25 protein-coding genes, 1 pseudogene and 2 other annotated features are annotated in these 26,276 nt (G+C 44.3%); of the genes and pseudogenes, 3 read left to right on the top strand and 23 right to left on the bottom strand.

What is annotated here, in order from left to right:
* Nucleotides 1-28 precede the first annotated feature (28 nt).
* The 6 genes and pseudogenes from cydB to IGI66_RS15865 form a co-directional block, all read right to left on the bottom strand.
* Complete coding sequence (cydB, locus tag IGI66_RS15840; RefSeq protein ID WP_438849545.1) at nucleotides 29-1,072, bottom strand: cytochrome d ubiquinol oxidase subunit II; 1,044 nt, start codon at nucleotides 1,070-1,072, stop codon at nucleotides 29-31.
* Nucleotides 1,065-2,481: pseudogene (locus IGI66_RS15845) on the bottom strand (cytochrome ubiquinol oxidase subunit I). Before IGI66_RS15845 ends, cydB begins: the two are co-directional and overlap by 8 nt.
* A 332-nt stretch (nucleotides 2,482-2,813) precedes the next feature.
* On the bottom strand, nucleotides 2,814-3,305 hold the full coding sequence (locus IGI66_RS15850; RefSeq protein ID WP_438849546.1) for a DUF6773 family protein: 492 nt from the start codon (nucleotides 3,303-3,305) through the stop codon (nucleotides 2,814-2,816).
* On the bottom strand, nucleotides 3,289-3,501 hold the full coding sequence (locus IGI66_RS15855) for a helix-turn-helix transcriptional regulator (protein WP_114525489.1): 213 nt from the start codon (nucleotides 3,499-3,501) through the stop codon (nucleotides 3,289-3,291). The genes IGI66_RS15850 and IGI66_RS15855 overlap by 17 nt, the downstream gene beginning before the upstream one ends.
* A 196-nt stretch (nucleotides 3,502-3,697) precedes the next feature.
* Nucleotides 3,698-4,591, bottom strand: coding sequence for a diacylglycerol/lipid kinase family protein (locus tag IGI66_RS15860; protein ID WP_114525488.1), 894 nt, complete (start codon nucleotides 4,589-4,591; stop codon nucleotides 3,698-3,700).
* A 352-nt stretch (nucleotides 4,592-4,943) separates the two neighbouring features.
* Complete coding sequence (locus IGI66_RS15865; RefSeq protein ID WP_086304785.1) at nucleotides 4,944-5,261, bottom strand: MazG nucleotide pyrophosphohydrolase domain-containing protein; 318 nt, start codon at nucleotides 5,259-5,261, stop codon at nucleotides 4,944-4,946.
* 78 nt (nucleotides 5,262-5,339) lie between these two features.
* Here IGI66_RS15865 and IGI66_RS15870 point away from each other — a divergent pair, with 78 nt between their 5' ends.
* Nucleotides 5,340-5,900, top strand: coding sequence for a TIGR00730 family Rossman fold protein (locus IGI66_RS15870; protein WP_438849547.1), 561 nt, complete (start codon nucleotides 5,340-5,342; stop codon nucleotides 5,898-5,900).
* A gap of 100 nt (nucleotides 5,901-6,000) precedes the next feature.
* On the opposite strand, the gene IGI66_RS15875 is transcribed toward IGI66_RS15870, so the two are convergent.
* The 8 genes from IGI66_RS15875 to trpE form a co-directional block, all read right to left on the bottom strand.
* Nucleotides 6,001-7,407, bottom strand: a complete 1,407-nt coding sequence (locus tag IGI66_RS15875; RefSeq protein WP_438849548.1) for a C69 family dipeptidase — start codon at nucleotides 7,405-7,407, stop codon at nucleotides 6,001-6,003.
* A gap of 70 nt (nucleotides 7,408-7,477) precedes the next feature.
* Nucleotides 7,478-8,233 (bottom strand): tryptophan synthase subunit alpha, encoded by a 756-nt coding sequence (gene trpA / locus IGI66_RS15880; protein WP_438849549.1) that lies wholly within the window; start codon nucleotides 8,231-8,233, stop codon nucleotides 7,478-7,480.
* Complete coding sequence (gene trpB, locus IGI66_RS15885; RefSeq protein WP_431378564.1) at nucleotides 8,230-9,423, bottom strand: tryptophan synthase subunit beta; 1,194 nt, start codon at nucleotides 9,421-9,423, stop codon at nucleotides 8,230-8,232. The genes trpA and trpB overlap by 4 nt, the downstream gene beginning before the upstream one ends.
* Nucleotides 9,424-9,460: 37 nt before the next feature.
* A complete protein-coding gene (locus IGI66_RS15890; protein ID WP_431378565.1) occupies nucleotides 9,461-10,060 on the bottom strand; it encodes a phosphoribosylanthranilate isomerase in 600 nt (199 codons plus the stop codon).
* Nucleotides 10,057-10,815, bottom strand: coding sequence for an indole-3-glycerol phosphate synthase TrpC (trpC, locus tag IGI66_RS15895; protein WP_431378566.1), 759 nt, complete (start codon nucleotides 10,813-10,815; stop codon nucleotides 10,057-10,059). The genes IGI66_RS15890 and trpC overlap by 4 nt, the downstream gene beginning before the upstream one ends.
* Nucleotides 10,815-11,828, bottom strand: coding sequence for an anthranilate phosphoribosyltransferase (gene trpD, locus IGI66_RS15900; RefSeq protein WP_431378567.1), 1,014 nt, complete (start codon nucleotides 11,826-11,828; stop codon nucleotides 10,815-10,817). The genes trpC and trpD overlap by 1 nt, the downstream gene beginning before the upstream one ends.
* A complete protein-coding gene (locus IGI66_RS15905; RefSeq protein ID WP_438849550.1) occupies nucleotides 11,829-12,353 on the bottom strand; it encodes an anthranilate synthase component II in 525 nt (174 codons plus the stop codon). It abuts the gene before it with no gap.
* The gene (gene trpE / locus IGI66_RS15910; RefSeq protein ID WP_438849551.1) at nucleotides 12,350-13,699 is read right to left on the bottom strand and encodes an anthranilate synthase component I; all 1,350 of its coding nucleotides are present in this window, start codon (nucleotides 13,697-13,699) and stop codon (nucleotides 12,350-12,352) included. Before trpE ends, IGI66_RS15905 begins: the two co-directional genes overlap by 4 nt.
* 332 nt (nucleotides 13,700-14,031) lie before the next feature.
* Nucleotides 14,032-14,258 (bottom strand) — a binding site (T-box leader).
* Nucleotides 14,259-14,382: 124 nt separating this feature from the next.
* Nucleotides 14,383-14,614 (bottom strand) — a binding site (T-box leader).
* A 126-nt stretch (nucleotides 14,615-14,740) separates the two neighbouring features.
* On the opposite strand from trpE, the gene IGI66_RS15915 reads away from it, so the two are divergent.
* On the top strand, nucleotides 14,741-15,715 hold the full coding sequence (locus IGI66_RS15915) for a YncE family protein (RefSeq protein ID WP_438849552.1): 975 nt from the start codon (nucleotides 14,741-14,743) through the stop codon (nucleotides 15,713-15,715).
* 39 nt (nucleotides 15,716-15,754) lie between these two features.
* Here the strand turns inward: IGI66_RS15915 and IGI66_RS15920 are convergent, their stop codons facing one another.
* Together IGI66_RS15920 and IGI66_RS15925 are read right to left on the bottom strand one after the other, a co-directional pair.
* Entirely contained in the window at nucleotides 15,755-16,468 is a 714-nt protein-coding gene (locus tag IGI66_RS15920) for a nitroreductase family protein (RefSeq protein ID WP_438849553.1), read from the bottom strand.
* A 95-nt stretch (nucleotides 16,469-16,563) separates the two neighbouring features.
* On the bottom strand, nucleotides 16,564-17,361 hold the full coding sequence (locus IGI66_RS15925; RefSeq protein ID WP_374044137.1) for a formate/nitrite transporter family protein: 798 nt from the start codon (nucleotides 17,359-17,361) through the stop codon (nucleotides 16,564-16,566).
* A 231-nt stretch (nucleotides 17,362-17,592) separates the two neighbouring features.
* On the opposite strand from IGI66_RS15925, the gene IGI66_RS15930 reads away from it, so the two are divergent.
* Nucleotides 17,593-18,027, top strand: coding sequence for an OsmC family protein (locus IGI66_RS15930; RefSeq protein WP_431378571.1), 435 nt, complete (start codon nucleotides 17,593-17,595; stop codon nucleotides 18,025-18,027).
* A gap of 100 nt (nucleotides 18,028-18,127) precedes the next feature.
* On the opposite strand, the gene IGI66_RS15935 is transcribed toward IGI66_RS15930, so the two are convergent.
* From IGI66_RS15935 to IGI66_RS15965, 7 genes are all read right to left on the bottom strand, one after another.
* On the bottom strand, nucleotides 18,128-18,799 hold the full coding sequence (locus IGI66_RS15935; RefSeq protein ID WP_010779311.1) for an Mpv17/PMP22 family protein: 672 nt from the start codon (nucleotides 18,797-18,799) through the stop codon (nucleotides 18,128-18,130).
* A gap of 15 nt (nucleotides 18,800-18,814) precedes the next feature.
* Nucleotides 18,815-19,933, bottom strand: a complete 1,119-nt coding sequence (locus tag IGI66_RS15940) for an NAD(P)-dependent alcohol dehydrogenase (RefSeq protein WP_301516584.1) — start codon at nucleotides 19,931-19,933, stop codon at nucleotides 18,815-18,817.
* Nucleotides 19,934-20,014: 81 nt separating this feature from the next.
* Nucleotides 20,015-21,085: a butyrate kinase gene (buk, locus tag IGI66_RS15945; RefSeq protein ID WP_010779313.1), complete on the bottom strand. Its 1,071-nt coding sequence runs from the start codon at nucleotides 21,083-21,085 to the stop codon at nucleotides 20,015-20,017.
* Between the two features lie 3 nt (nucleotides 21,086-21,088).
* The gene (locus tag IGI66_RS15950; protein WP_438849554.1) at nucleotides 21,089-21,982 is read right to left on the bottom strand and encodes a phosphate acyltransferase; all 894 of its coding nucleotides are present in this window, start codon (nucleotides 21,980-21,982) and stop codon (nucleotides 21,089-21,091) included.
* A 9-nt stretch (nucleotides 21,983-21,991) separates the two neighbouring features.
* On the bottom strand, nucleotides 21,992-23,332 hold the full coding sequence (locus IGI66_RS15955) for an aldehyde dehydrogenase family protein (RefSeq protein ID WP_438849555.1): 1,341 nt from the start codon (nucleotides 23,330-23,332) through the stop codon (nucleotides 21,992-21,994).
* A 141-nt stretch (nucleotides 23,333-23,473) separates the two neighbouring features.
* On the bottom strand, nucleotides 23,474-24,052 hold the full coding sequence (locus tag IGI66_RS15960; protein WP_288226934.1) for a TetR/AcrR family transcriptional regulator: 579 nt from the start codon (nucleotides 24,050-24,052) through the stop codon (nucleotides 23,474-23,476).
* Nucleotides 24,053-24,291: 239 nt separating this feature from the next.
* The gene (locus tag IGI66_RS15965; protein WP_301517575.1) at nucleotides 24,292-26,262 is read right to left on the bottom strand and encodes a glucosaminidase domain-containing protein; all 1,971 of its coding nucleotides are present in this window, start codon (nucleotides 26,260-26,262) and stop codon (nucleotides 24,292-24,294) included.
* Nucleotides 26,263-26,276 lie beyond the last annotated feature (14 nt).

A 26,276-nucleotide genomic window follows, 5' to 3' on the forward strand; every position in this document is an offset into this window, starting at 1 on the left:
AATGATTAAATTGAAATGACTCTTTTGATTAATACGAACGACCTTCGCCACTGCTTAGAGCAGTATTGGTGATCTCATGTGGATTCTTGATCCGTTTACGGAAAATATAGTACGACCAAGCCGTATATGCTAAGACAAATGGCAAGATCGTCAAAGAAATATAGGACATGATCTTCAACGTATACGGGCTAGATGACGCATTTTGGATCAATAGATCATTGCCAGGGATCGAACTGATCAATACCCGTGGGAACAATCCGCTGAACAACAATGCGACTAGCACGATCAATGTCAAACCGCTTGTAATAAAGGCGATCATTTCTTTGTTTCTAAAGACAGAAACATTTGCGATCACAGTAAGTACAACGATCAACGCTAGCAAGCCCAGCGTCACGGCAAAATTATTTTGGAAGAAATCGGTTTTGATATACATCAGTACCGCAAAAGCCACTAATCCAAAATAAAGCACGCCATAAAGCATTTGCGCATAATTCTTCGCACGGTAACGAATCGGACCTTCTGTACGCAACGCGATGTAATTCAAGCCGTGTAAGTAGCACAACAGTGTCAGCGCTACGCCGCCTACGATCGAATAAAGATTGATGTAGTCTGTAAACGTCGCGGTCATGTTACCATTCGCATCGATCGGCATCCCTTGAATCATGCTGATAAACAAAACACCAAAGAAGAAAGGCACGATAAAGCTGCCGATACTCAATGTCCAATTCCATAGCTGTTTGCGCTCTTTTGGCATATGACTGCGGAATTCAAAAGAAACGCCGCGAATGATCAGGCCAAAAAGAATGATAAACAAAATCAAGTAGTAGCCGCTGAAGAGTGACGCATACCAATAAGGGAAAGAAGCGAACATCGCACCGCCCGCGGTTAACAGCCACACCTCATTGCCGTCCCAAACAGGTCCGATCGTTTCAACGATCTGGTCCTTTTCTCCTTCGTCGTGTGCCAATGATTGCACCGACATCCCGACACCAAAGTCGAAACCTTCAAAGAAGAAAAAGCCTGAAAACAAAATACCGATTAACACGAACCATAATAATTGTAAACTACTCATGTGTGAACGCCCCCTTATCAAAAGGATCAACAGAGCCAGTATCTTCATTCATTTGATCAAGACCAGGTCCTTTATTCAATTCGCGTCTCACCAAATAGATCATCGTAACCGCTAATCCTGAGAATAATAAGAAGTAAATGATGTTTGAGATCAATAGCGAGGTGACCGACACATTAGGCGACACACTGTCTTCGATCGTAAACAAGCCATAGACAGTCCAAGGATAACGACCCAATTCCGTCACTAGCCAACCCGCTGTATTTGCTAGGAAAGGCGCGAAGGTACAAAGCCCCATCACCCAAAGCATCCAGCGCTTCTCATATAAAATAGGATTTTTCTTGCGGGTAAAGAACAAGCCCATGATGGATACTAACAACATCAGCATTCCAAAGCCTGCCATGATCCGGAAATTCCAGAACAAGACATTGACTGGTGGGTAATAATTCCGATCCCCGTATTTTTTGACCAATTCTTTATTGATGGTATCCATCCCTTTAATCGAACCAGAAGGTTTATTATAAGAAAGAATACTTAACATGTACGGGATCTGCACACCGAACACCTGCTTGTGCTCCCGTTCGTTGTCCCAAGCGATCAACGTCCATGCGGCCGGATCTCCAGTATCCTCATAGGTACCTTCCATCGCCGCAAACTTCATTGGCTGACCTTCGATCAAGGCCTTCATTTGCGCATCGCCCGCGCCTAAAACTAAGACCGAGCCAAACAATGTGATCACTAAACCAATACGCATCGATTTCATGAAAAACTCCCGTATTTTTTGGTCTTTGCGCTTCAATAATTGGAAAGCCGCAAGTCCCGCAGCAATCATTCCGCCCATCGTGATCGCAGCCGCGATGACGTGACCAAATTCATACCACACTTTAGGATTTCCAATTACAGCACCAAAATCAATCATCTCTGCTCGACCGTTACGAAGGGCATAGCCAACTGGATGCTGCATAAAACTATTTGCCGCTAAAATCCAGAAAGCGGATAACATCGAAGCTAGAGTAACTAACCAAATAAAGGTGACATGCATGAGCGGTTTTACCCGATCCCACGTGAAAATCCAGAGTCCCAAGAATGTGGACTCCAAAAAGAAGGCCAATAATGCCTCTACTGCTAATGGCGCGCCAAAAATATCTCCGACGAACCGTGAATAATCTGACCAGTTCATCCCAAATTGAAACTCTTGGATGATCCCGGTCACGACGCCTACCGCAAAACTTAATAGGAAAATGTTTCCCCAAAATTTCGCCAATTCACGGTATTTTTCATTTTTCGTTTTAACAAATAATGTTTCCATAATGGCAACAACTAATACCATCCCAATTGAGAACGGCACGAAAAAAAAAGTGAAAAACCGTTGTCATGGCGAACTGAAAACGGGCCAACGTCACTATATCCATTTTAATTCCTCCCCTACTGTTGTGAATAACAAAACTAAAAATAAAATACCCTCTGGAATAACTATAGTCCTTAAGGAATAAATTGCCAAATGTTCAGCTTAAGCGCTTTTTATTGATGAAATTTGAGAAAAGAGGAAAATAACTATTTCAAAGAAAATTTACACAGACTTTTGGTCATAATAAGGCTATGTATTCGTTTTCCTTTTTAAGAATCTCACTAAAAAGCTATTTTTATAGCCAATTTCAGATGAGAAATTTGAGGGACAGGAATAATTCTTATTAAAAGAAAAAAATAAAAAACGATCCCCGTTTCAAGGATCGATTTTGTTAAACTAGTCTTCGTCGTCGTCCAATTTCTTTTCTAAGCGCTTTTGCCCGTATTCCTCAATGAAGAATATGGCCCCAATCATGACAGAAGTAAATACCAAAGATGAAAGAAATGTAATCCCCAACACTGCTAAGAAATGACCATCAAAAATCCCAGTATACTTTTCGCCGTACATGGAATAATTTTTTACTCCATTGATCATTGAAATTACGATACTTATGCCGATAATCACTGTTGACCATACTTTTTTTCTCGTTTTCGGATTACTTGTCGTGCTATAACCTGCAAAAGAACCTCTGATCGCCAGATAAAACGCCGACACGATTAAGACGATCAATTCTGTCATGTACTCGGAGACCGGCTGATTCATGAGGTATGCCTTAATAAAAATTGACAGCATTACCAACGTACTCACTAAAATGAACGCCTCGCTTTGAAGCTGATTATTTAACTGCGTGATCCGTTCATCCCGGACTTTTTTATGCATTCTCATCATATGTTTCCTCCCAAAATAAATCGTTTAATGTTTTGTTGAGTGTTTTACAAATGGCGATACACAGCTTTAATGTCGGATTGTATTTTCCCGCTTCGATCAATCCGATGGTCTGTCTGGTCACACCAATGGCATTCGCCAAATCCTCTTGGCTCATATCATTTTCCAATCTTGCGATCTTTATTCGCTTATTTTTCACTTTTCAACACAATCCTCCCTTTTCATTTCTACGATTTCATTGTAGCTTATAGCAAACATTTTGTAAACTATATATTGCATTTAGTTCGTTATACTTTACAATGGATAGAAAGAACCAAACTTCCGCCTAAAATTCTATGAACGCAAAAAACACCCGGCAATTGATTGCCGGGTGTTGGTGCACGTTGATTGGTTACTTACTCCGTACCGCAATAGACTTCTAGATGCTGCGGCAATACTTTGAATGACAAGGGCAGTTCAGGCCCTTCGTCGCCATCCACACTTGGATGCAGGTCCGCGGATTCTTTTACTTCCAGACGGCCTTCAGTAAAGGGAGTGTACCCGATATTTTCTGTCGATTCATCGATACCTCTGATAATGTCCGGTACACTTTTCAGTCGATCGGCAATGCTCTGATCCTTCAAATACAGCAGGTATAATTTTCCGTCGTTGTTTTTTGCTTCAGGAACGATGTGGGTAAAGCCGCCAATGGTCCGTGTCAAAACGATCACCACCGCGCTGCTGTCGATCTCGGTGCTCTCGCCATCAATTTCCAATACGAAATGATAGTTTTCATCGTTAAAAACTTCTTTGACACCATTCACAAAGTAAGCCAATTTCCCAAATTTTGTCTTTTCTTCCACGTCTACGTCACTAATGGCTTCAGGAATACTTCCAACCGAAACGATATTCATAAAATAGTCGTCATTGAGCTTTCCAATGTCTAGCGCTGTTTTTCGCTTAGGGTCAAAAGAATCGATCGCCTCTTCAGGGTCCATCGGAATATTCAGCGAACGACCTAAATCATTCACCGTTCCTAACGGGAAAAAGCCGAATGTTGGACGATACGGCTGTTCCGCCAATCCGCTGATCGCTTCATTGACCGTGCCATCCCCGCCCATCGCAAAAACACTATCGACCTCTTCTTCTGCGGCTTTTCTGGAGAACGCCGTCGCGTCTCCCTCCTGCTCCGTTTCAAGAACTTCGACTTCCTCATAAAATTGCTGCAATTTCTGTTGGGCACGGTCTTTATATTTCTTAGCTTCTTCATTCCCAGAACTAGGATTGACAATCAAGACTGCTTTTTTCATTGTTCGTTTCTCCCCTTCCATCTATCTGGAAAATACTGCGTATCCGTTTTCTATTTTTTCAGTATAACAGGTACAGGTTGATTTCCAGCGGGAGACGACTTATCCATAGAGTCCCTGCATAGTAATCAAAGAACTTCTATAGTCATTGTGGGTTTAAGGACAATTCGCGCTTTTTTATATCGGGTATTTTTGATAGGTATAGCTTTTTTCTGACAGAATAAAGAAATCGTCAGATAATGAAAGCTTATTTTTGTGACAACCGGGTCAAAATCAGATGCCAGAATCTTTGACATTGGCTATCGGAACCTTTTATTCGCTATAAGCGCATCGTTAAAAGAACCTAAAGCCTCCTTTAAACATCATAGCGCTGTGACAATTTTTGTTTGTGGGCAGACATGATCTCTTGAAATGAAATTCCATATTTGTCTGCGAGAATAACTATGTTGTCCAGCACATCCCCTAATTCTTCTGTCAAATTCTCTAATTGTGTTGGAAAATCTGAGGATTCCTCATCTGGACGGTCTCTGCCAATTTCAATCGTTCGAATTGCGCGACTTACCTCACCCACTTCTTCTGCTAAAAAATTTGCTCGAATAAACGGATCATACTGGTACCAATTTCGTTTTTTATAAAATTCACTGATCCATGCTTGATACTCATTCAATTCCATCATGCTCCCCCTTTTACGAACGTAAGTTCTGACTCTATGGTATACTAATTTAAATGCAAAAGGAAGGGTTGAAAGAAATTGAATATTGTTGTTTATTGTGGCGCCAGCAGCGGGAATGATCCTATCTATCAGCAGGCTGCCGAAAAACTTGGCGGATGGATCGCTGAACAAAAACATACATTAATATATGGAGGCGGAAAGGCTGGATTGATGGGGATCATCGCTGATTCAGTGATTGCAAAAAATGGTGAAGTGATCGGTGTCATTCCAACTTTTTTAAGGAATAGAGAATTGGCACACCCCAATCTGACAAAAATGTACACGGTCGATACTATGTCTGAAAGAAAGCAAAAGATGTTGGATTTAGGCGATGCCTGTATTGCCCTTCCTGGCGGACCTGGTACTTTAGAAGAAATAACTGAGATGATCTCTTGGTCAAGAGTCGGTCAAAATCCCAACCCCTGTGTGCTATTTAACGAAAATGGCTTCTATGACCCATTAAAAGATCTGTACGATCATATGGTCAAAAGTGGCTTTCTTTCAACTCAAGACAGAGAAAAAACACTTTTTTCCAATTCACTCAATGAAATCAGTGAATTTATCCGAGAGTACACTCCGCCTGAAGTACGAACGTATTAACGATGAAAAAACAGTTAGGTGAAGTTGATCATCAACGATTTTTCACACAAAAAAAAGGGACTTTCAGATTTGTGAAAGTCCCTTGTTTTGATTCAGTCAATTAGTCATTCAAGTTGTACCGTAATTTCATATGCTCTGAGCCTGAGATGACCATATCGCCAAATAATTTTGTTTGACGCTTGAAGGATTCATCCGCCAATTTTTCGTTGGCTGCTGCTAGGAAGCCTTGAACGTCTTTTTCACCTGCTGCTGCTTTATCCGTTTCGTTTTGGATCACGTGGTAAGCGGACATTGCTTCTAATTCAAAGGTGTTGCGGAAATCTACATAAAAGTCATAATCTGTATCCCCAAGCAACGCAGTCGCACAGCTCAACCAATACATATTGTTCATATCAAAAGTTCCCGTCGCATCTTTGTAGCATGACGGTGTGTCGTTGACATTGGAGTAGAAAGGCACCACTGTATTGAAGGTATTTGCCCCATAAGCCAACCAATGAACCCCAGCGATTTCAGCTGGTACATTGTTGCGAATTTGCAAAATGTGGACGTTGTGGTTACGGTTGATCCCGATTGGACGTAATTTCGTTTTTTCAACTTCTGTACCATCACCGTAAGGGTCAAATTCCGTGTTTTCGAAGTGAGAACTCAAGACAAATTTTACGTCTTCGATCGAAATCTTACGGTTTGCCCGACAGATGAAGGGTAAATCTTGATCCATAACTTCTTGTTCTACGTCTGGTGTGAAATATTTTTGGCCATACCATGCCCGAGGATTGTTGTAAACCGTATCTTTAATAGAAGAGCTGCCGAAAATATGACGCAAGTTGTAGCCTTCAAAATCTGGATTCAACTGATTGTCATCGATCAATGCCTTTAAATCTTTTGAACACAAAGTATCTGTGGAATCAAAATCAAAGTGATCAATGTTCATTCTGTTTGGTGCAACGACGTAAGCATCATCTGGGATACGTACGGCTGCCCAATGATGACCACCGATTGTTTCCAACCACCATACTTCTTCTTTATCAGAAAAAGCGATACCGTTTGGTTCATAAGTGCCGTATTCCTCTAATAAAGAGCCCATCCGTTCCACGCCTTCTTTGGCGCTGTGGATGTATGGCAAGACCAATGTCACGATATCTTCTTCACCGATGCCGCCTTCAACATAAGGATCAAGTCCTTGGATTCGTGGATTTGTCGTGATTGTTTCTGTCGCAGACATGGCGATATTCTCGCTGTTGATCCCTGCTGCGGGCCAAATGCCGTTCGTTAAGATCGAGTTTGGCATAGATGTGTAACGCATTGGATTGTCAGGCAATTCAATCGTTACTCCGCTGATCACAGATTGATAAGATCTTGGTTGGTCTTCTGGTTGAACGACCACAAAACGTTGTGGGTCTAATGCTTCATGCCCATCATCGTTCCTTGAAATCATAGTTGAGCCATCGATCGATGCTTTCTTTCCGACTAAAATACTGGTACATGAACCTTTTACTCTCTTTGTCATACTTGAAACACTCTCCCTTTTCATGGTATCTCAAGTATAACGCTAATAAAAATAAACACCAAACGAAACCCTATTCAAAGATTTTCGCCACCAGTTCTCCTGTTTTTTCAGTTCCCTGTTCTTCCAAGGAACGAACGATTTTTGAACCGATCACCACCCCATCACAGACTTCTTGGAAATTTTGTACCTGTTCCTTGGTCGAGATCCCGAAGCCCGCCAGCACAGGAATCGTACTAACAGCTTTGACAGTAGCCAAATGGTCCATCAGATCTTGGCGGAAGTGTTGATCCGTTCCGGTGATGCCGTTGACTGTGACCGCGTAGATAAAGCCTTCCGCATCCTTTGTCAATTCCTCGATCCGCTCCTTTGGACTCGTCAAGGATACCAGCGTCAGCAGAGCCATATCTCCTAAATCAGGAGCCACTAGATCCCGGTGTTCATAAGGCAGATCAGGAATGATAAAGCCTTGGACATCCGTCTCCTTTAACTCTTCTACCAGCTCCTTGATACCATAATGGAAAAAAGAATTGCTGTAGCCCATCAAGATCAGCGGGACACTTGAACGTATGTTTTGCAGCTTCGCGATCAGCTTCTTTAAGGTTACTTGCTGAGCAAAAGCTCGTAGGCCAGCAGCTTGAATCGTCGGTCCATCCGCAACTGGATCGGAAAAGGGCACGCCCAATTCGATTGCCGCTGCGCCTTGTTCCGCTAGCATCTCGATTTCTTCTTCCAATTTATCCAATCCCTGTGCGCCGGCCATGATGTAGGGCACAAATAGTTTTTCCGTTTCTCCTCGGCTTTTTAACGTCTTTGTTAAAGGTTTCATTCTGCTTCCTCCATTCGTTCTTTGATTTGCTGGACGTCTTTGTCTCCACGACCAGAAAGATTCATCACAAGAATCTGTTCCTTACTCATCGTTGGTGCGACCTTCATAACTTGAGCCAACGCATGGGAACTTTCCAACGCCGGAATGATGCCCTCTAGACGGGACAAATAATGGAAGGCTTCCACCGCTTCCTCATCGTCGATCGCCGCATATTCCGCTCGACCGATAGTATGCAAGTAAGAATGCTCTGGCCCAATACCGGGATAATCCAACCCAGCCGAAATCGAGAAAGCCTCCAGCACTTGTCCGTCGTCGTCTTGCAGTAGATGCATCTTAGCCCCATGTAAAATGCCGACACTGCCTTTATTGATGGAAGCCGCATGCTCTTCCGTGTCCAAGCCGTGCCCTGAAGCCTCCACCCCCATCAAACGAACATCTTCGTCTTCAATAAATGGATAAAACATCCCCATCGCATTGCTGCCGCCGCCGACACAGGCGATCACTAAATCGGGCAAGCGGTCCTCTGCCTCCAGGATTTGTCTGCGAGTCTCGATTCCGATCACACTTTGATAGTCACGTACGATTTCGGGAAACGGATGCGGGCCTAAAACAGAGCCCATCACATAATGCGTGTCCTCTACCGTCGCCACCCAATAACGCAGCGCCTCATTCACCGCATCCTTCAAGGTCTTACTGCCAGAAGTGACGCTTTCCACCTTGGCACCTAACAGCTCCATCCGAAAAACATTCAATGCTTGACGCTTCACATCGACTTCCCCCATGAAGATCGTGCACTCCATACCGAAAAGTGCCGCTGCGGTTGCTGTTGCCACGCCATGTTGGCCCGCACCTGTTTCAGCTACGACTTTGCGTTTACCCATTCGTTTTGCCAGCAGCACCTGTCCAAGGGCGTTATTGATTTTGTGGGCTCCTGTATGATTCAAGTCTTCCCGTTTTAAATAAATCTTTGCGCCCCCCAGCTCACGAGTCAAGCGCTCCGCAAAGTAAAGAGGATTCTCACGGCCTACGTATTGCTTCAAATAATAATCCAGTTCTTCTTGAAAAGCGGGATCTTTTTTTGAAGACTCGTAGGTTTCCTCTAATTCCTTCACCGCGTACATCAAAGTTTCTGGAACAAACTTCCCGCCATATTCTCCGTAAAAACCTGCTTCATTGGGTTCTTGATACATCTAATCACTCCTGTTTTTATTTTTTTGTGGTTTATTTTTAGTTACGTATTGTTCTTTTTACAGCGTCACAAAATTGCTGGATTTTAGCCAAGTCCTTTTCTCCTGCTGTCTCTACGCCGCTGGAGACATCTACGACACGCGGCTGAAAATACTGAATGGCTTCACCCACATTTTCAGCAGTTAATCCTCCCGCTAGCCAAAGTTTTTCTTTCGGAAGATTTCGCTGATCAATTAATTGCCAATCAAATGTGCAGCCATTCCCTCCCATCAGCTTGGCGGGCGGGGCATCCAATAAATAAAACGGATATTGCCCGTAAGTCATCGTCTCAGCTTCGTTACTGCCAAAGGCTCGAATGATTGGTCGAGACAGCTTTGTTATATTCGTTGGCCCGTGGATCTGGGCCATGTCTAATCCCGCTTCCGCGATGATGTCCTCCACTGCTTCGTTTGTCGGTGAAACAAATACACCGACCTTTTGAATTCCTTTTGGCAGATTTCGTGTTAATTTTCGAACCTGCTGTGGAGTGACTTGACGAGGACTTTCAGCAAAGACAAACCCTATATACGTTGCGCCGGCAGTTACCGCCGCCTCGATCGCAGCCGGAGTTTTTAACCCGCAGATTTTGATTTGAGTCATGTTCGTTTCACCCGCAATTCCGCGATTTTCTCTGCTGGATCACTTGCCCGCATCAGTGTTTCTCCTACAAGTATTCCATGATAGCTTTGGCTGACTTTTTCGACATCTTCTCTGTCTTTAAAACCAGATTCACTGATATAAACCGTTTCACCTTCCGGCTGAGCCAAATCAAGACTGGTTTGCACTGACACGTGGAAGGTTTTCAAATTACGGTTATTGATCCCGATAATTTTCGCCCCAATTGCCTGCGCCTGCTTCAATTCGTCTTCGTCGTGTACCTCGACTAACACTTCCAAACCGCGAGCCGTTGCTTCTTGATAAAGGGCGGCTAATTTTGTGGCGGACAAGGCGGCGACGATCAGCAGTACGATGCTCGCTCCAGCCTGTTTGGCCCGCTCAAGCTGGCGCACATCAATGATAAAATCCTTGCAAAGGATCGGCACATTCACTGCCTGAGCGACTGCCGCCAGATCCTCGATGTGTCCCTTGAAAAAGACAGGGTCGGTCAATACTGAAATGGCGCTAACCCCTGCCGCTTCGTATGCTTTGGCCTGCTTCAAAATATCGACCTCTTCATTAATATCTCCCTTTGATGGCGAGGCACGTTTGATCTCGCCGATCACATGCATGGTTTCCGGCTGGTCTTTGACGGTTTGATAAAAAGAAGGCCGCGTCTTAACAGGCATTGGTTCTACAAAGGCTAGGTCCTCGACCTCCCGTTTTTTTTCCTTCAAAATCGTGGTTAAAAAATCCATTACGCCACCTCCTGTTGTTTCATGATCAATTGCTGCAGACGATCGTAGGCTGCTCCTGAGAGGATGGATTGCTCCGCCTCTTTGATTCCTTCTACCAATGTTTTTACCCGTCCGCTAGCTAAAAAGCCTAAGCCGGCATTCAGTAACACTGTCTCATAATAAGCAGAAGGAACGCCTCGCAAAACAGATAATAAAATATCTTTGTTTCTTTCAACCGAACCGCCGACGATTCCCTCCAGAGGGACCCGCTGAAAGCCAGCTTCCTCAGGGTCAAAAGAAAATTCTTCCACCGCACCGTTTTGATACAGCGCGCAATGCGTCGCTCCTGCCAGATTCGCTTCATCCATCCCACCATGTCCATGAACAACGATGGCGCGTTTTCGCCCGAGCTGTCCCAAAGTTTTAGCCGTTTCCATAAGGGCTTCTCCTGCGTAGCTTCCCATCAATTGATGTTCCAACGGGTACGGATTAATGATCGGTCCTAATAAATTAAAAATCGTAGGCGTCGCCAATTCTTTTCGAATGTGCATCACTGCCCCCATCGCTGGGTGTAAATTCGGTGCAAATAAGAAAGCAATACCTGTTTCCTTCAATAAATAATCAATTTTCCCGGGGCTGACTGTTAACGAAATCCCTAACGCCTCCAAGACATCCGCGCTGCCAGATTTACTGGAAATACTGCGGTTGCCATGCTTCGCCATCGGAATTCCTCCACCAGCCAAAACAAAAGCCGCCGTCGTACTAATATTGAAGCTGTGGGAATGATCGCCGCCGGTCCCACAGTTATCCATCACGCCGGAGGGAGCCGCCATCATGGGTGTCCCTTTCCCTTGCATGACTTGTGCTAAGCCTGTCAATTCAGCCGCCGCAACGCCTTTTACTTTCAGCCCTACCAACAATCCGCTGATCTGACTATCGGTCAATTGCCGGTCAAAAATGGCTTTGCCCACCTGCTGCATCTCACGAATGGATAAATCATTGCCGCGATATACTTTTTCAAATAATTCTTGCATTTAAATCCCTGCTTTCTGTAAAAATTGCGTAAGGTAACTGGCGCCGTCTTCTGTTCCGATTGATTCTGGATGGAATTGCAATCCGAAAACGGGATACCTTTTGTGACGGATCGCCATGATGCAGCCGTCCACTTTTTCCGTTACTTCTAAATCCTGCGGTACAGCTTCTGGATCAATCATTAGCGAATGGTAGCGCATGACTTGCCGCTCCCCTGAGACCCGTGATTGTTTCCCGTGCATGATCGTGGGTGCACCGATGATTTTTCCACTGAACACTTCACCGATGGCTTGATGTCCGAGACAAATGCCTAAGATCGGTTTTCTGCGATAAAAGCGACGAATCAGCAGCTCGATTTTCCCCGCTTCTTCAGGCCTTCCCGGTCCCGGCGACAGGACGATCGCGGAAGCCTTCTCTGCGGTGCGTAATAATTCTGGATCGTCGTTTCGTAAAATAGTTAAATCCTCTGGCAAAAGCTGGACCAGATTATACGTAAAGGAATCGTAATTATCGACAAGTAAAATCATTTTCTTACCTCCATCAATGCTTTGGCTTTTTGCAATGTTTCAAAATATTCACTCGTAGGATCAGAATCATAAACGATTCCTGCCCCGGCTTGCACATGCGCGTTGTTGTCTTTGATGACCATCGTGCGAATCGCAATGGCGAAATCCGCTTGATCCTCTACACCTAAAAATCCGACCGCTCCTGCATAGATCGAACGTTTGACCGTTTCAAATTGATAAATCCGAGTCATTGCTCGAATTTTTGGTGCGCCGCTGACGGTTCCGGCTGGCAGAGTCGCCTTCAGCGCGTCCATCGCGGTGCGTCCTGGCTGTAGCATTCCTGTCACTACGGAGACAAGATGCATAACGAAGCGGTATCGCTCGATGGTCAAATAGGTCGGCACCGTCACAGAACCGCGAACCGCAACTTTTCCCAAATCATTTCTGCCAAGATCCACCAGCATCCGATGCTCCGCGATTTCTTTCGGATCGTTTTGCAGCTCGATTGCTAATGCTTCGTCCTCCTGTTCATCCGCCCCCCGTTTTCGCGTTCCCGCGATCGGGTTCGTCGTTACGGTATCGCCTTTGACTGTGACCAGGCTCTCTGGTGAGCTGCCGATTACCTGAACATCTGGAAAATCCAAATAATAAAGATAGGTTGACGGGCTGCTTTTTCTTAACTGGCGGTAATAGTCAAAAGGAGCACTCGTGAAAGCCGCCGACAATCGTTGCGAAGGTACGACTTGGAAGAGATCCCCCTCCACGATTCGTTTCTTCGCCTGCCTGACGATCGCCTCAAATTCGTCTTGAGAAAAATTGCTGGTAAATGTCAACGGAGGAAGATTCCCCTCTGGCAATTCGATTTCCTGTTGAAGCGTTTCTTCGAGATTTCCCATTCGCTCTTCTAATCGAGCTTCTGAATCTTCGCTGTAGCAGTTTCCGACCACCAAAGTAGTGATTTGCTTCTGCTTGTCATAAATTACGTAGGATTCATACAGATAGAATTGCAGGTCTGGTACATTCAGCTCATCTTTCGGTATCTCTCCGATGTCTTCGTAGCACGCAGCAACATCGTAACCAACATACCCTATTGCCCCGCCTTGGAAAGGAAGTTCCTCCTGACACTCCTCATCAATCAGAACCTGCTTTTCCAATTCCCGTAACGGATCGGTACACGAAATTTTGTCATCGTTGATACGAAATTCTCCCGCTTGAAAAGTCATCAGCTTGACTGGATCAAACGCGATGATCGCGTAATCCTGAACCTTAGATCTTCGTTCAAAGATGCAGGTTCCACGATTCTTCAAGCGATAATAAATGGTGATTGGGTCAAGCTTCTTATTAGATAACTGTTTAATTTTTTTCATCTTAAGGCTCCTTTATTTATTGATTGATTTTTACTGAAAAATGTTTTTTATTTACAACTAAGCGTGAAGATAAACTCGCAGCTACCTCGTTTTGAGGGTGTTCCTTTTTCAAAAAAACGAAAAAGTAACTTTGATTCTCGTTACGCATACGATTTTTCTAATCACGCTAAAGCGTGAAGAAAAACTCGCAGCTACCTCGTTTTGAGGATGTTCCTTTTTCAAAAAAACGAAAAAGTAACTTTGATTCTCGTCACGCATACGATTTTTCTAATCACGCTAAAGCGTGAAGAAAAACTCGCAAAAAAAGCCCTCAAACCAAAAATAAACTTTGGTTTGAGGGCGCAAATAGCACGGTACCACCTCTTTTTACTGTTCGTAAACAGCAACTCTAATCGTCTAACAACGATCGTACTCTGTAACGGGAGCACCCGTCGTTCCCTACTGTAGTTCAAGAACGTGCCAACAAGTCCATTCACTAAGGAAAAAATGTTTCTTCTCATCAACCGAAACTTTCTGTGATTTTTTCTATCCTAGCTACTTCTCTTGTTTATACTTTTGTTTTATTAAATTGATGCTTCTCTGAAGGACAAATTCCTGCGCCCTATCATTAACCTGAGGAAAAACTCTTTTCAAGGGTGGTCCTTTTTTTAAAAACAAAAAGCCCTCAGACCAAATAAACTTGGTCTGAGGGCGGATAATCCACGGTGCCACCTCAAGGATATGCCAAACAAGGCATTTCTCAATCAGTCGTCTAACAACGACCTTACTCTATATCGGGAGTTCCCGGAAGTTCCTACTATGCGTTCAAAACTTCGTCCAAAAGTCCATTCGCATAATTCTCCTTACTGATTCGCAGCACCATCAGCTCTCTGAAAAAGGGTTCGTTATGTTACTTCTCTTTTGTAAGACGCTTATTTCGTTGAATACTACGCGTTATCCTTCAACTTGTCAACCGTTTTTGACAACTATTTTTCTATGAGAGCCTAAAACTGTTCCCATTTTCGATATATTGCTAAAATAAATGTATTGGAGGCGAGTTCGATGAAAAACATGCACATTGGAACACTCACTTGGCTGCGCCATTTTTTATCAGGCAGTTACTTTAATCGTGGAAATGTTTGGCGCGTTTTCCCAGAGTTTTTTCAATCTGCGGAGGAGCAAACATACCCTGTTCCCGGCTTGAAAAAGGCCCACTCAATCACGCGGGAAGGCGAAAAAGAAACATGTTTAGACATGACACCGCAAGGACTGACGTTGACGGAAGACTATCTGCTGATTTCTGCCTATTGTCACACCCACGAACATCATTCTGTCATTTACTTAGTGAATCGCCGAAATGGCGCCAAGCTCAAGACGATCTTCCTGCCGGATCTGCCCCACGCAGGCGGTCTCGCCTATGATCCGATCCATCGAAAACTATGGGTCAGTAATACACTTGGAAAAAACGCGGCGGTTGCAGCAATCACTCTCGAAGCGATCCTCCACTATTCAGAAAAACAGGGCCCGATTGCTTATGAACAAAAAGTCCCTTTGAAAGAACTGCCTCGCGCCTCTGCTTTGACCTATGACAATGGGTATTTAGTGGTTGCCTTGTTTGCCTTAAAGGAAAGTGGAACTGTCGTGTGCTACCCAATCGATGACGAAGGGAATTTGACGCAGAAACCGAATGTTTCAAATCACTCACCGAACCTTGCACCCCTTGCTTCACCCTTTGGCTCGATGGCGATTCCGAAAAAAATTCAAGGCGTGACCTTTTATAAACAGTTCATGCTTCTTTCAAAATCTTGGGGCAAGCAGCCTGGGCAAATTTTTATTTTTGATATTCATAAAACCACTGATTTCTCAGATATTTCCCAAGCCATAAAAATCATCGAGACGCCCCCTTATCTCGAACAGATTTATGTAGAAGGCAACACACTCTTCGCACTATTTGAGAGTGGCGCTGCCGCCTACCGCAAAAAAACCTCTTTTGTCGTCAAAGAGGTTTTGCAGTTGGATTTACTTTCACTTATCTGATAAGTGCATCACACCTCTTCAAAACGGTTTGAAGAGGTGTCACGTGACTGTTCCCAAATACAGGAAACCATCTGGAGCGCCCGGTGCACCTTTCGTGATCCCAAAGTTGAAATCCTTTCCGCTCTCTTCTGTCGCTACAGCTAAATGACATAGAGCGATCCCTACATCCAAATCTGTCATTTTATACATGATCCCCGGCAATCCGTTGATTTTCTTCTGCCTGTATACAAATAGCACCCCTGGTTTTGCAATAATATACCACGGCTGACCATTTAATCCTGAGGGCGCTAATCGAACCGCATCTAAGCGAGAATCCGTCCCTTCAGAGATTTCCTTTAGCGGCTTACGGTCAAAATCCGTTAATGTTCGCTTCTCTTCTTTTTCTGGATACCCAAAGGCCATCCCAATAATAAAATTCGGATCGGCTTCTTTCGGCTTCAGCATCCCTAGCCAACGCGAAGCATACCCTTTGGAAAATAAATACAGATCCACATGCTGAAACAATAATCCTGCACAGGTGTTTCTTAAAAATTGTTCCTTGCCATAAATCAAAAAATAATGAGGCGCCTTTGGAATCCCCATCCCCTTGACTTCTTCTGGACCCACGATCTTATAGGTAATCTCCGCATCTGGCACTAAGGGAGGGATTGTTTGAATAAAGCTTTTGATATCAGCCAATGCCTCTCCTGATAGCGGCTGGTCCGTGAACTTACGTGTCGATTTTCGTGTGAAAATGCTTGAATACAACGTCATAAAAAGCCTCCTTTTCCCGCTCGTTTCTTTCACTATAGGATACATCTCATTCCTTCGCAACAAAAAAAGCATCAGGGAAAAATCCCCGATACTTCCTAATCGACATATTTTGATTCTGTGTTATTCAACCATGCATAACCAAGTCCCATGACCAATCCGCCGCCGATAAAGTTTCCAATCAGCGTGAAGAATAGATTGTGGGCGACATTTCCAGCCGTCATCTCAGCAATCGTTCCATGAGAAGCAAAGTAAGCTAAAGAAAATGCTGGGAAGTTCGCGATGACGTGCTCAAAACCTAAAAAGGCAAAGATGAAGATGATGAAGATGATCGCCATGACCTTCGCTGCATCGTCTTTCATTCGCAGACTGACTAAAACGGCAGTGTTTACGACGATATTCGCAAACATCCCTTCTACTAAGATTTGACCAGTGGATTTTGTCAACTTAGACGCGATCCCGGTAAACATATAGTTGTCTGGTTCTAGGTGTCCAAAAGGAGCGGTCAATGACAATAGATAGCCGCATAGAACGCCGCCGATCAAATTGAACAAAATACACGTAAATAATAATTTCACCGCAAAAGAGACGGACATCTTTTTCTTGTACACACCGATCGTGGTGTACAGCATATTCGACGTCCCTAATTCTGCATTCATAAATAGGATCATGACCAATGACCAGCTAAACATAAAGGCATACGCCATTTTTTCCAAACCAGGAATCGCTTCCTGCATTCGAATAGCGATATAAAAAGCAATAGCCGTTCCTAAAGCTAAAAAGAGACATGCAAGCATGGAACGTACTGCATAACGAGGCAAACTCGAATTAAACAAATCCATTTTTTTACTGATTGAATACTCCAACTGAGCCATCAAGTCTGAATGAGGCTTCACATGCTTTTCGTTTTCAGACGCAGGTGTTTCTTCAATTTCCATAAATAAATCCGATTTCATAAGGTTCCTTCCTTCTTGGCAAAAGCCATAATGTACAGGTATCATACAGGATTTCCAAAATATTTTCAATGAAAAGTTGTAAAAAAATGTAATGTTGAGAAAAATTGCACAAGTTATTTATTTTTTTTAATAAAAACCGTATGATTGAGTAAAAGAATGGAGGAATGTTTCATGGCAAAGCAAACATTAAAAGCTGAAGTTGAATCACTCGGCGGCATGCAGCTAAAGTGCTCTTCTCGCGGATTTGAATTTATGATCGATGAGCCAACCGGTGTCGGAGGAACAAACGAAGCGATGAATCCATTAGAGGCGCTGCTTTGTTCGTTAGGCGCCTGCAAAATGATGGTCGTTCGGTTTTTTTATCAAGCAAAACAGATCAATCTGCATTCAATGCGGGTCGAGATTTTAGGTGAGATCGATTCGGACCGTTTAAAGGGCAAGCCGGATGTAAAGATCGGTTTTTCTAAAATCATTACCAACTATTACATTGATGCGGACAATACCGAGGAAGAGATCGAAGCACTGGTGGCTTTTATCGAAAAAACGTGTCCAGTCAAAGACACGATCGTCCATGCTCCTGAAATGGAGCTGCATATCAATCCCTAAACAAAAAGAAAGCCGAACGCTTGATTTCTTTCAATGTAGAAAGCAATCAGACAGTCGGTTTTCTTTTATTTATGGTGCTGCGAGTTTCATTGTCCCATTTTTATGCCAATTTTTCTTCTACTTTCGGGTCACTGCTTCCCTTTTTCGAGGCAAAGGAGAGAATGATTCCCAAGGCGATGGAACAAAAAGCAGCGACGATCACCCGAAGATTCTCTGGTAATAAAAACACGATCGTGTGTACAGGAATCCAGAAGAAGATGCCCACCTTCAACCAATTGAAGGTCACAAAGGACACCCAATCAATTTTCCCGATGATTTTTTTTAACGTCACTGGCTCGTTAGCCGCTGCTGATTCGATCCAAATGTCCATGACACGGTGGAAGGTATTCATCGCAGGGGCAAAGGTCAGATTCATGATACTGCTGCCGCAAAGGGCCTGGACGAAAGTCACTCCGGCAAAAGGAAGCAGTTTTCCTGCCTGTGCCGCGCCGGCACCACCCATAAAGACTGGAAAAACGAGGGTTACCATACAGCCGATGATTCCCCAAACAATCGCCCGGAATAAAACCTGAAGCGACAATTGATAGTTTCCCGAAGCGATCCGCTTGCCTAGAATATCCCCCATCGTCGCCAGTATCGCGAACTTGATAAAGCCGCCGATATAAGGATGAGCACTACTTGACGCTAAGATTGGATCTCTCGTCACAGGGATCACGAACAACGCCAGTAATCCAGCCAACAAAAGAACCCAGATAATGTCTCCTTTTTTCATAGTCTCCTCCTCCTATCATTTAGGCGGCTGGTATTCTTTGTCCATCACCACCACTGCTTTGATAACCTCGCCGCTAAGAGAATCGGCCTCTGCCTGATTGATATTCTCAAAATCATAGTATTTAATAAATTGGTCAAATGGAAATTCCCCGCGTTTGTAAAATTCGATCAGATTCGGTAAATGGTATTTAGCGATCGTATCTCCGATCAATACCCCGCGAACCTTTTTATTCCCGAAAACAAGATCAAAGAACGTATTCACTTCAAAGTTTTTCTGCGTAACCGCTAGTGGGACGAAGGTTCCAGAATTGCTTAGGGAGTGAAGCGCTTTGGTCATCACAGGTCCAACGCCTGTGGAGTCGATGACGTAATCCAACCCTTTTCCGTCGGTTAATCCCATAATGAATTCTTGCGGATCATTTTCTTTGCTGTTGAAAATATGACTGGCACCTAATTCCTTCGCTTTTTCCAAACGACCATCATTGATGTCGATTGCCACGATCGGGTAGCAGCCTGCGATTTTCGCTGCCATGACCGCTGAGAAACCAACCGCTCCCGTTCCAAACACCGCGATTCCTTCACCGACCTTTGGTTGCAGGACACTCAGGACCGCACCGCTTCCTGTTCCTAATCCACAGCCCAATGGTCCTAATAAGCGCAGATCCACGTCTTTATCCACCTTCACGATATTGGATTCCTCAGTCAAGCTATAGGTAGAGAAGGAGGATTGATTAAAGAAGTTGTTGACCTCTGTACCATCTTCTGTGTGCAGCACAAATTCTCCCCGAGGATTTTTCCCGATATTGTTCACCGCAAACCATTTTTCACAAGAGGATGGGTGTCCTTCTACACAGTGCTTGCATTCCCCGCAATACGCGTAGGACAGAATCACGTGGTCGCCCGGTGCCACGGAAGTTACCGCATTTCCCACCTGCTCAACGATCCCTGCACCCTCATGCCCTAAAACATTTGGAAAGTTGATGCTGTTTCCATTTCTTTCTCCGTAATCTGAACGACACAGTCCAGACGCGACGATTTTTACTAAAACGTCCTTCGATCCGACCTCGGCCAATTCTAGTTCGGTAATTTCATAGGGTGCACCCTTTTCCTTTACTAATGCTGCTTTGATTTTCATGTGTGTTGCCCCTTTCCCTGTTCATTTGTTTTTTTACGAAATGTGTACGCTTCTTTTGTCCTTTTATTAAGACTGATCGTCTTAAACATCCGAGCTGGTAAATTGCTTCAATTCTTCCTGTCCTAAGACGACCCGTTCTGCTCCTTTTGACAGAGCAATCATTTCATGTTCCCCAGGAACAGTGATGATCGGCGCAATGAAGCCTACCCGTTTCGTTAGTTCAGAAACGACCATTTTTGAGTAAGCGACGCCGCCGGTCAAAGCGATGCGATCCACTTGTCCGTTTGTCACGGTTGCCAGGCTCCCGATTCCTTTGGCAATTTGATAAATGTACCCTTCATAGACCGTCTTCAGCTCTTCATCGCCAGCCGCCACGCGTTCTTCGATTTTTTTGGCGTTGCTCGTCCCTGCGTAGGACTTCAAGCCTCCTTCTCGTTTGTAGATCCGCATCATTTCTTCCAATGAATGCTCGTAGCACATGGGCATCACGTACTTCAATGGCAATCCGCCCGTACGTTCTGTTGAAAACGGCCCCTCATCATCAGAGATCAAGTCGATCATCTTGCCTTTATGATGAATACTGATGGTATTTCCTCCACCTAGGTGAGCGACGATCACCGTCGCTGTTTGATAATCCAGTCCTTCTTCTCGTGCAACCTTCATCGCCACCGCCCGCATATTCAAAGCGTGCCCGATACTCTTGCGTTCGATCCCCTTCAGTCCAGAAATACGAGCCACATCCTCAAATTCATCTACTGACACCGGATCATAGATCAAGGCGAGCGTTTTTTCATTTCCCTGTTCTTTGATTTCGTTTGCTAGAATCGCTCCTAAATTCGAAGGATGCTCGATCTTGGTGACCCTTCTTAAATAGTCGATCATCTCTGCATTGACTTCATATGCCCCAGAAGAAACCGGCGGCAAACTCCCTCCGCGTCCAGCTACAGCGTCTAATTCTTTAGGATCAATGCCCTCCTCCTTCATAAAGGCTAATAATATATCTCGACGAAATTCCATTTGATCGACGACCTTTTGAAATTTTCTTAGTTCTTCTGTTGAATGAGAAATGCCCTGTTCCTTGATGATTTCTCCATCCACATAATAGGAAACTTTCGTAGAGGTCGATCCAGGATTGATTGCTAAAATTTTCATTTGTCATCCCCTCTTGCTGCAATACATAGCGACTAAAATTGAGTAGACCTTCTCTTCTTCCGTTGATCCGCGTGACACCATGACGATCGGCACGCTGGCGCCCATGATCAGGCCAGCCATTTTGGCACCCGCCAAAACAGTGAGACTTTTGCCTAAAACATTCATCGTAGTGATATCTGGGCCTACGACGATATCCGCATCACCTGCAACAGAACTTTCATAATGCTTGATCCCCGCCAACTCTTTGCTCAAAGCCAAGTCCAACGAAATCGGGCCATCGATCCAGCAGCTTTCTGGTGCTTCAGACTGTATTTCTCGCATGATTTCTTCGGCTTCTACCGACGACGAAATTTTCGGATTCACTGTTTCCGCCGCAGCTAAAAGGCCTACTTTGGGTTTGGCAACGCCGATCTTATTCATGACTTCGATTCCGTGGGTGATCAGTGTCTTTTTCTCTTCTTTACTTGGTGCGGTGACCATCCCGCCGTCTGTTGTCAGTAATAATTTATGGTAGTTAGGAATTTCATTCAATGCTACATGGCTCAATAAGCCACTGGCAGCAATGCCCTTTTCACGATCCACTACCGCTCTTAAAAAGGTCCGGGTTTGAAGATGGCCCTTCATCAAAAAGTCGATCTCGCCCGCTCGTACCATTTCTACCCCTATCGCGGCACATTCTTCCTCCGTTTCCGCCGCAACGATCCGTGCAGAAAACGCATTTTGGGTGACGATTTCGAGTATTTTTGCCTCGTCTCCAATCAAGACCGGCTCCAAGTAGTCTCGAACCTTTTCATGAAAGACAGATTGAATCGTCACCTCGTCATTGGCACAAACCACACCGATGCGAATCTTCTCCTTACTAGAAAAATTTGCGAGCAACGCATCAAATTTCTGCATCGTCGTCACCTAATTCCACGGTTCGCCGTCATGCTTCGGCGCAATCGGCATCGCAACCCGGGAAATATTAATCAAATGAGTATAATTCAGATTCTCTGAGATAATATTGTTTCCCCAAGAGCCGCAGCCTAGCGAGACAGTCGGATTCAATCCATTGGCTGGAGATCCGCCCGCATCAATCGTTGGCTGATTCACCACGACACGACTGACTGGCAATACTTCTCCTGCATAAATTCGGTGCTCTTTGCTGTTGCTGAACAATCCTGCCGAGTGTCCTGAACCTTCCCACAATAGATTTTCCCGAGCAAAAGCGACAGCCTGTTCAAAGGTATCGTAGCTTTTCAATGCGAGAACCGGCGCCATTTTTTCTTTACAGAACAGCTCCTTCTTGCCGACCGCGTCGACCTTCACAGCGATGATCTCGCTATCTGCCGGAATGCTGAGCCCCGCCGCTTCGGCGATTCGTTGAGGGTCCTGTCCGATCATTTCCGGATTTGCTTTTCCTTCTATAAAGAGTACGTCCCGTAATTTTGCTAAGTCTTCTTCTTCTGTGAACAGTGCTGCCTTTTTATCCTTCAATTGTTCAAACAATTCCACTTCTTTTTCCCCTGGGTAGAACAAGCTTTGCTGACACGCGCATACGATGCCGTTATCAAAAGAACGCCCGATCACTGAAAGCTCTGCGGCAATCTCTACATCGTAATCCCGGTCCAAAATTGCTTGTACATTTCCTGGCCCTACCCCATAGGCTGGGTGACCGCTAGAATAAGCCGATTTCACCAATCCTGGTCCGCCTGTTGCTACGATCAAGTCGACAGACCGCATAAGTTCTTGTGACAATTCGATACTTGGCTCTTCAATCACCTGCAGCAGGTCTCTTGGCGCACCAATACTGACAAGTGCTTCGCGCATCAATTCAATGGTTTCCTTTGTCGTTTTCTTTGAACGAGGATGCGGGGATACGATCATGGCATTTCTTCCTTTTAGCGCCATCAATCCATTTCCCAAAGGTGTGATCGTCGGATTTGTCGTTGGCGTGACTGATCCGATGACGCCGCGAGGATGTGCAATCTCAATTAAGCCTTCCTCTGGAATCTCCCGAATCACGCCGACAGAAGGTTTGTCCTTTAAGCTCGCAAAGATGTTCGTCGCCATGCCTTGGTTCTTACCGATTTTATGATCCAAACGCCCTAATCTGGTCTCTTCGATCGCTAACTTTGCTAACGGCTCTGCTTGCTCAAATACTGCTTTCGAAATTACGTAAAGCATCTCATCCACTTGTGCCTGATCGTACCCACTGATTTTGTCCATTGCGATACGTGCCTGTTGTACCATTTCCTCAATTGCCATTTTCCCAAGCTCCTTTCATTTTTACATACACACATGTATGTATCTAACAATTCCAATATACGAATTAATGAAAGCGCTGTCAATTTAGTGAAAAAAAGAACTTGTTCACGAAAGGCTGCTGTGAACAAGTTCTCCTTTTTTTTAAATGTTCCTAAAAATAATCGAAATACTGCAGGTGATAGCCTCTGGTGTGTAATTTTTTGTGACCTCGTCTGGCGTTCCAGAACCATACATTCCTTCAAAATAATTGTAAAGCATACTGGAAACAGCCGCTGCCTCATTCTCATTTAGTCCTTCTTTTCTCAATCCCGTTAAAAAGAACTCGTACAAACGCCCGCGCGTCTCACGGAAAATATCCAGCAGCTCCGCAAATTCTGGATAGACCTCCATGGTTTTCAGTGATTGCTGCATAAATTTGAATTCCGCTTGATTTTGTGACGGTACGATCAGTATTTTTACGACTTTTTCCTCAAAGCTCAAGTCCTCGTCACGCATGATCGCCCGTTTCTCTTCTTTGATTTTTTCGATGGTCATTTTGATCACTTCACTAAAGATCTCTGACTTATTCTTGAAATGCCAGTAAGCCGCACCGCGACTGACATTGGCATCTTTTGATATTTTGTCTAAAGAAGTATTTTCAAATCCCACTTCATAAAAATTTTGAAACGCGGTTTCTAACAAACGCCGCTTCGTTACTAGGCTCTCTTGTTTTCTTTTCATTGTCATCTCTCCTGCGTTAAAAAAACAAAATTAGAGTCTTTATCTCTCTTTTTTTATTTTTCTTACTTTCTATAATAAATTCACGAAATGTGTTACTTTGTGAAATTTTTCTTTTCTAAATCCTTCATTTACTTACTTAAACATAAAAAGAATACGATTACATTTTCACACACTTTTCTTCCTTTTAAAAGAGAAAAAGCTGCTAAGTTTTCACTCAGCAGCTTTTTTATAATGATTCTTTAGTTGATCGGCGGGATGATCGCCAATAATCCATTGCTCAATGTGATGGAGATTGATGCGGCTGTCGGCAACGTGTCTACCGCTGCTTTTTTCGTTGGCAGAGCAGTCGTTGCTAGCGCGATCAAGCTTTCACCACGGAACAAATTAACAAATTGTTTCGTCGACATGATCTGCGGAATACGCGGGCTGTCGATCAGACTGGCAATCAATTTGGATTGAATGCGGTCATTGACATCAAAAACTGTCTTCGCAGACTGAACTTCTGGTCCAGCCGCTTTTACTTTCGTTTCTTTTGCATGATCAAATTCAGTTAAATCGTAGGCAGCGATGATCGCATTTAACTTTTCAGCGTATTGCTTGTCTGTGGCATAGCGGCCTTGCAAGTGATTCGTCGCATCCTTGTAAGAGTCCGTTTGGTCTTTCCAAGCAGACTTATAGAACTCCTCGTTGCCTGAGATACCTTTTTTGATCAGCTTCGCATAATCCTCTAACGATTCTTTATAGGAAGGATATTTTCTGAATTCTGATGTGATTTGGAAATTCGCACCATCATTGTCTTGTTCAAGCGTTTGGAATGTCACGCCTTGATCCTTGAATTTCCCTTTGATCCCGAACAAATTATAATTTGGTTCGCTTGCCAATGAGCTGTTTCCTGAACCACTTTCCAGGATGGCTTGAGCGATCATAACGGAAGAATAGATATCGTTCTTCTGTCCGATCTCACGAGAAGTTTCTCCGATTTTCTTAATGAATTGATCGGTTGTTTGATTTTTATTAAAAATGAATGGTTGATTGGTGCTGTATTCCCCGAAGGCATTTGATAACGAGCCTGTTGCCTTTGGTAAGCCAGCAATGTTCACTCGAACGGCAAAAGTCGGTGTAAAATCGCTAATGTTTCCGATCTTAACGACATCGCCAGGCTGCGGTGCGTGAATGTATTGGCCATTTCCAATATAGATCGCTACGTGAGTCGTGACACTTGTTGGCGCTCCCCAAAAGAGCAAATCACCCGGTTGTGCTTCGCTAACAGGAATCTGAGTCCCAGCGTATTGTTGGTCGCCCGTCCAGCCGCCGATATTGTGACCTGTTGCATTTGCATAAACAACATAGGCTAACCCAGAACAGTCAAAGGCATTAGGTCCTTTAGCTCCCCATACATACGGTTTGCCAAGGTAACGATAAGCCTCTTGAACGATCGCGGTTTGTACATCGTTGCTAAATGTTGGTGCTGGTTGATTCGAAGGCACACGAACATCTGCCGGTGCAGCAGAGGCGTCCCCTTCTGGCTGCCGTGCTTCCTGTTGCGTTGGCTGACTAGAAGCTGCTTGATTTTCTGCCGGTTTTGGTGTGTTTTGAGCACCATTATTGGCTGACGTACCTGTTCCGCCAGTGTGATTGTTTTGATTGTTTGTGTTGCTGCCATTGCCATTGTCCGGTTTTGGTTCTGGTTTTGGAGTCGGTTTTGGATTGGGCTCTGGTTTTGGTTCCGGTTTTGGTTCTTCCTTCTTTTGGACCTCTAGATGGACAGAAGCATCTGCATCGGGCATCGTAAATTGACCATTGACAGCCGCGCTTGATGTCAAGACAGTTTGCGTTGCTGTATCAATGACTTTCACTTCTTTCAGCTCAAATCCTTCAGCTAGGGAAACAGTATAATGAACGAGTGTACCAGCCACTAACCCCTTGTCAGAGGTGTATTGAAAGGCGACACTGTTTCCATTACCATCGACAAAGGTATTATTCGCGATAGGTGTGCCATCTGCTAATAAATTATGCTGTTTCACTGGTTCAGGAGTTGGTGTTTCAGAAGTGTCTGTTCCTTCTGTACTCGAATTTTCTGTTGGCTGCGGCGCAGGAGTTGTACTTGCGACGGTGCTGCTTTCATCCGCAAAAACTTGTTGTGAAGATAAAAGAGTCGGCCCAAATAAAGTTCCCAGCGCTAGCAAGCTTATCATTTTGTTGTACTTCACATGTATACCTCATT

The sequence above is a fragment of the Enterococcus sp. AZ048 genome (genome assembly GCF_051715125.1).
Lineage (GTDB): Bacteria > Bacillota > Bacilli > Lactobacillales > Enterococcaceae > Enterococcus_A > Enterococcus_A gilvus.

Bases quoted from the DNA above. Each gene is read 5' to 3' on its own strand.
- cydB (WP_438849545.1), bottom strand. From the start codon at position 1,072: ATGAGTAGTTTACAATTATTATGGTTCGTGTTAATCGGTATTTTGTTT.
- IGI66_RS15850 (WP_438849546.1), bottom strand. From the start codon at position 3,305: ATGATGAGAATGCATAAAAAAGTCCGGGATGAACGGATCACGCAGTTA.
- IGI66_RS15860 (WP_114525488.1), bottom strand. From the start codon at position 4,591: ATGAAAAAAGCAGTCTTGATTGTCAATCCTAGTTCTGGGAATGAAGAA.
- IGI66_RS15865 (WP_086304785.1), bottom strand. From the start codon at position 5,261: ATGGAATTGAATGAGTATCAAGCATGGATCAGTGAATTTTATAAAAAA.
- IGI66_RS15875 (WP_438849548.1), bottom strand. From the start codon at position 7,407: ATGACAAAGAGAGTAAAAGGTTCATGTACCAGTATTTTAGTCGGAAAG.
- trpA (WP_438849549.1), bottom strand. From the start codon at position 8,233: ATGAAACCTTTAACAAAGACGTTAAAAAGCCGAGGAGAAACGGAAAAA.
- trpB (WP_431378564.1), bottom strand. From the start codon at position 9,423: ATGTATCAAGAACCCAATGAAGCAGGTTTTTACGGAGAATATGGCGGG.
- IGI66_RS15890 (WP_431378565.1), bottom strand. From the start codon at position 10,060: ATGACTCAAATCAAAATCTGCGGGTTAAAAACTCCGGCTGCGATCGAG.
- trpC (WP_431378566.1), bottom strand. From the start codon at position 10,815: ATGGATTTTTTAACCACGATTTTGAAGGAAAAAAAACGGGAGGTCGAG.
- trpD (WP_431378567.1), bottom strand. From the start codon at position 11,828: ATGCAAGAATTATTTGAAAAAGTATATCGCGGCAATGATTTATCCATT.
- IGI66_RS15905 (WP_438849550.1), bottom strand. From the start codon at position 12,353: ATGATTTTACTTGTCGATAATTACGATTCCTTTACGTATAATCTGGTC.
- trpE (WP_438849551.1), bottom strand. From the start codon at position 13,699: ATGAAAAAAATTAAACAGTTATCTAATAAGAAGCTTGACCCAATCACC.
- IGI66_RS15915 (WP_438849552.1), top strand. From the start codon at position 14,741: ATGAAAAACATGCACATTGGAACACTCACTTGGCTGCGCCATTTTTTA.
- IGI66_RS15920 (WP_438849553.1), bottom strand. From the start codon at position 16,468: ATGACGTTGTATTCAAGCATTTTCACACGAAAATCGACACGTAAGTTC.
- IGI66_RS15930 (WP_431378571.1), top strand. From the start codon at position 17,593: ATGGCAAAGCAAACATTAAAAGCTGAAGTTGAATCACTCGGCGGCATG.
- IGI66_RS15935 (WP_010779311.1), bottom strand. From the start codon at position 18,799: ATGAAAAAAGGAGACATTATCTGGGTTCTTTTGTTGGCTGGATTACTG.
- IGI66_RS15940 (WP_301516584.1), bottom strand. From the start codon at position 19,933: ATGAAAATCAAAGCAGCATTAGTAAAGGAAAAGGGTGCACCCTATGAA.
- buk (WP_010779313.1), bottom strand. From the start codon at position 21,085: ATGAAAATTTTAGCAATCAATCCTGGATCGACCTCTACGAAAGTTTCC.
- IGI66_RS15950 (WP_438849554.1), bottom strand. From the start codon at position 21,982: ATGCAGAAATTTGATGCGTTGCTCGCAAATTTTTCTAGTAAGGAGAAG.
- IGI66_RS15955 (WP_438849555.1), bottom strand. From the start codon at position 23,332: ATGGCAATTGAGGAAATGGTACAACAGGCACGTATCGCAATGGACAAA.
- IGI66_RS15960 (WP_288226934.1), bottom strand. From the start codon at position 24,052: ATGAAAAGAAAACAAGAGAGCCTAGTAACGAAGCGGCGTTTGTTAGAA.